Source organism: bacterium, assembly GCA_021371935.1.
Taxonomy (GTDB): Bacteria; Armatimonadota; UBA5829; order UBA5829; family UBA5829; genus UBA5829.
The window spans coordinates 1-4,185 of record JAJFVF010000016.1; the positions used below are offsets into that span (position 1 = coordinate 1).

At 51.2% G+C, this 4,185-nt stretch carries 5 protein-coding genes and 3 tRNA genes; 1 reads left to right on the forward strand and 7 read right to left on the reverse strand.

Features of this window, described 5'->3' with window-relative positions; genetic code table 11:
• The 7 genes from LLG46_12185 to def form a co-directional block, all read right to left on the reverse strand.
• Nucleotides 1-138 (reverse strand): GTP-binding protein (locus LLG46_12185; protein MCE5324058.1); only part of this gene is annotated, 138 nt, incomplete at its 3' end.
• 103 nt (nt 139-241) lie between these two features.
• Nucleotides 242-316 (reverse strand) — tRNA-Thr (locus LLG46_12190).
• A gap of 57 nt (nt 317-373) precedes the next feature.
• A tRNA-Tyr gene (locus tag LLG46_12195) sits at nt 374-458 on the reverse strand.
• Nucleotides 459-513: 55 nt separating this feature from the next.
• A tRNA-Thr gene (locus LLG46_12200) sits at nt 514-589 on the reverse strand.
• Nucleotides 590-594: 5 nt separating this feature from the next.
• Nucleotides 595-1,239 (reverse strand): RNA polymerase sporulation sigma factor SigH, encoded by a 645-nt coding sequence (sigH, locus tag LLG46_12205; GenBank protein MCE5324059.1) that lies wholly within the window; start codon nt 1,237-1,239, stop codon nt 595-597.
• Between the two features lie 504 nt (nt 1,240-1,743).
• The gene (gene fmt, locus LLG46_12210; GenBank protein MCE5324060.1) at nt 1,744-2,676 is read right to left on the reverse strand and encodes a methionyl-tRNA formyltransferase; all 933 of its coding nucleotides are present in this window, start codon (nt 2,674-2,676) and stop codon (nt 1,744-1,746) included.
• 54 nt (nt 2,677-2,730) lie between these two features.
• The gene (def, locus tag LLG46_12215) at nt 2,731-3,216 is read right to left on the reverse strand and encodes a peptide deformylase (GenBank protein ID MCE5324061.1); all 486 of its coding nucleotides are present in this window, start codon (nt 3,214-3,216) and stop codon (nt 2,731-2,733) included.
• 207 nt (nt 3,217-3,423) lie between these two features.
• Here def and LLG46_12220 point away from each other — a divergent pair, with 207 nt between their 5' ends.
• Nucleotides 3,424-4,176 (forward strand): PEP-CTERM sorting domain-containing protein, encoded by a 753-nt coding sequence (locus LLG46_12220; GenBank protein ID MCE5324062.1) that lies wholly within the window; start codon nt 3,424-3,426, stop codon nt 4,174-4,176.
• The last annotated feature ends 9 nt before the right edge of the window (nt 4,177-4,185 follow it).

Sequence of the window (4,185 nt, forward strand, 5' to 3'; positions counted from 1 at the left end):
AGGCGTATACTTCGCAAAACCCTTCGTCGCCAAAGCCGCAGTGATCGCGGCGGTCAACGTCGTCTTGCCATGATCCACGTGACCTATCGTTCCAATGTTCACGTGCGGCTTCGTCCTCTCAAACCGCTGCTTTGCCATATCTTTTGCCTCCAAATAGTTGTCGGTTTCAGTTGTCGGTTGACCATTAATGTAGATTATCAGCAACTGGCAACCGCTAACTGATAACCGTTTTTTTAATCTGTGGAGCCCACAATGGGATTCGGACCCATGACCTCCTCTTTACCAAAGAGGTGCGCTACCCCTGCGCCATGTGGGCACACGACACTAAAAGTCCGGCTGCCAAGCCCTAGCTGGAAGCCGGACATTCAAATTATGGTGGGGGGAATTGGATTCGAACCAATGTAGGCATCGCCAACAGATTTACAGTCTGCCCCCTTTAGCCTCTCGGGCATCCCCCCAATTTTATTTCATATTTGGGATTTTTATATTTTATATTTAGTTTTTCGGTCTAATTGGAGCCGACGATGGGACTCGAACCCGCAACCTGAGGTTTACAAAACCCCTGCTCTGCCAATTGAGCTACGTCGGCTCAGCTCAGCTTAGCTCCATCAGAGCGCGCCCGACTTTTCTCTTCGCACGCTGCAGCGCATTGTCAATGACCTTCGGCGGCCTGCGAAGCTTACAAGCCATCTGCTGATAGCTCCTGCCACCCATATATCCCTGCAACACGCCGCGTTCCAGATCACTTAGACTCCGAGCCGCATGAGTGCGCACAAGCCTTATCGTCTGCCGCTGCATCAAAACACGCTCAGGATCACCAGCACCCGCATCAACTACGACATCAAGCAGACATCCGCTCTCATCGCCAATTTGATGCGCATCCAGCGAAACGCAATCATTCAGCACACCGTGCTTGAACCTAGTCGCAGACTTGACAGCCGTAATAATCTGTCGGGTTACGCATAACTCCACAAAAGACCGAAAACGTACCCGCTTATCAGCCTGAAAGTCGCGAATGGCCTTGAAGAGGCCGATCATCCCCTCCTGAACCACATCCTCATGCTCGGCTCCAGTAAGGAAATAAGACCGCGCTTTACCCTCTACAAAGCCTCTGTACTTCTTCAGCAGGTACTCAGTCGCCTGTGGGTCCCCCCTGCGTGCATACTCAACTACCTGCTCGTCGTCCAGTCTCGAAAACCGCGACGACCATCTTGATTCCAAGAGCCCCGTGGGAGCCATTTTCTCCTCCGTTTCTTATACAGAAACGGAACAGACCGGCTATTGCCGGGATTCGCGCTCACCCCCGCGCAAGCTCAGACTCGATATATTATATTGGCTTGAGCACAACCTGTCAATACCCCGAAATCGTTCGTTGATTACAATATTTTGAGTGAATATGGCTCGGCAGGAGCCTCGCCCTCCCAGAACATTCATAATCCAGAGAAAAAATCGCCTTGTGACGTCGGGTTCAAAGCAGATTCCTCGTCGTCCCTCCTCGGAATGACTGGATTGAGACGTTGCTCTGCTTTTTTACACAACGTTTTTCTGCGATAAGCTGCCCCCCACCCTAGCCCTCTCCCCCAGGAGAGGGAACAGGCCAGCATTCGATTCAGGCGTCATTCCGCAACACTTGTCACGATTACCAAAATATGTAGAATGGTTCAAAGTAGATTCCTCACGTCCGTTCGGAATGACTGTGATTGAAACGCTCGAAATAATCAATACAACATACTCAATACTAAATCAGCCAAAGCGGTCTCCGGGCTTCAAAGTTGCTCCGCGGGCAAAATCGGCGGCAGACATGCGCTGCCTAGACTCGGCCTGTACCTCGCGCAAGATCACATACCCACCCAGCGCGGCTATCTTGATCCCGTCGCGGTTCACCTCAATAATCTCACCTGGCTCACCCGACGCTGCGCCGTCACTCAAAGCAGCGCTCCATACCTTTATCATCATCCCTTTGAGCCGTGTAAATGCCCCGGGCTTGGGTGTGCAGCCCCTGACCTGGTTCACAATATTACTCGCCGGCTGTCGCCAGTCAATCGCTCCCGCATCGCGTGGAAGCGAACGAGCCAGGCTCGCAAGTTCATCATCCTGAGCAATGGGGTTGATCTTGCCTGATTCGAGTCCATCCAGGGTGTCTATCAGCAAATCGGCTCCGAGCAATGACAAGCGCACCGAAAGCTCACCCGCATTCTCATCCGGCAAGATATCGAGTGTCTTTTGGAGCAGGATGTCACCCGTGTCCCAACCCTCATCCATCAGCATGGTCGTGACACCCGTCTCGTGCTCACCCGATATTATCGCATGCTGGATGGGAGCCGCGCCTCTATATTTTGGGAGAATGGAACCGTGAACGTTGACAACACCATACTTTGGCCAGGCAAGCAGTTCGGGGGTAATCTTCTGGCCATATGCGACAACCACCATCGCACCAATCGGACCGAAATCCTTTATTGTTGAAAATGACACAGGATCACTGATCTTTTCTGGCTGCAAAATTGGAATGCCATGAGCCAGTGCAACTTCCTTCACAGGACTAATCAGCATCTGACGGCCACGACCTCTGGGTTTATCCGGTTGAGTGATCACGGCCAGCACCTCATGCGCAGAAGCAATCAGCTTCTCCAACGACTGCACCGCAAATGAACTCGTCCCCGCAAATATTACTTTCAAACCAACACCCCGACTGATTTGGTAATGAGTATTTTGGATTGATTATTTTATCCTTTATTCTTCTTCGTCGTCATCCGTGACTGGAACGGTCTCGAGAGTGTCGGGATCGGCACGGTCGATAAACATCGTGCCATCCAAATGATCCATCTCATGCTGAAACACCCTCGCCAACAGATCATTCGCCTTGATCTTGACCTTTGTTCCCTCCTCGTTTATACCCGTAACCACAATACGTGTTGCACGAGGAACCTCACCCTGCAATCCGGGTATGCTCAGACATCCTTCAATGCCCCACTCCTCACCGCTGGCACTGAGCATTACGGGATTGACCAGGGCATGCATACCATCACCAATATCATACACAAACAGACGAAGAGATTTGCCCACCTGAGGACCGGCCAGACCATAACCATGATTTTCAGTCAGGGCGTCGGACATCATCTCTATCAATGACCTGACATCATCATTGAATTCCTCAATCTCATTTGCGCGCATGCGAAGAATTTCATCGCCATATTTAACTATCGTGCTGGACTCCATATATCAGATAATACTCCCTAAGATTCTCACCATCCAATATAAATTTAAGCACCAACAGGCCAAAAAAGTCAATTGACTTACCCAGATGGATCAAAAATGAAACCAGCATAGGTTCAATAATGATTTTGGCACGTTTCTTGCAATCATCATGTTTGGATAAAAGGGAAGGTGCGCTGCGCCTTACATAAGAAGTGGGGATTTGCCAAAGTGAAAAGAACAAAGACAATAGTCATAGCTCTTATCTTAATTATGCTGGCGGCAAGCTTGAGCACATCTGCATTTGCGCTGCCCAGGACCGATCCGGGATCATTCCTGGTATATAAAGCGGACAGCGTGGACTCGTTCGTCACACAGCTCACGTCCAACAAGCGCGTTGCCGCGCGTTACGCAAGACACTATGGCATATCTCCTGACAAGCTGGGCAAGTACTTCAGCGAAAACATTTGCATAAAAACCCTGGACAAGCCATATAGGACTACTGTCTACTTTATCTCAAAAGGCAATGTCATAAAGCAAAAGCAGCGGGTCCTGAAAGCCGGAAGTAAAGTGTTTGTAGGACCAAACGGTCTGCCTCTGCTTGAGTGGCGCTGCGGTAACCCATTGGGCACACAACTGCCCCCAGCGCCGAAGCCTTTGGCAAAAGCGTCGCCAGCGCCCGATTGGGCTGTGGCACCGGCTCCAGTACTCGAAGTAGCGGCTGCAGCCGCAGAAGCACTGCCGCAGGCTGTCCCGATCACCGCGGCTCCTGCACTTGCCGTGCAAGATGCATTGGTACCGGCTGCAGGCGGACTCTCATTTTCAGAGCCACTGTTGCTCCTCGGAGGAGCAATTCCTATGCTGATCGGAGGCGTGGCCGTGAATAATCACAGCTCAACTCCGTCGGTTCCTGAACCAGCAAGCATTGTGACACTTCTCGTCGGAGCATCGGGCATCATATTGCGTGCAAGACGCAAGAAGTAAGCCTATCCC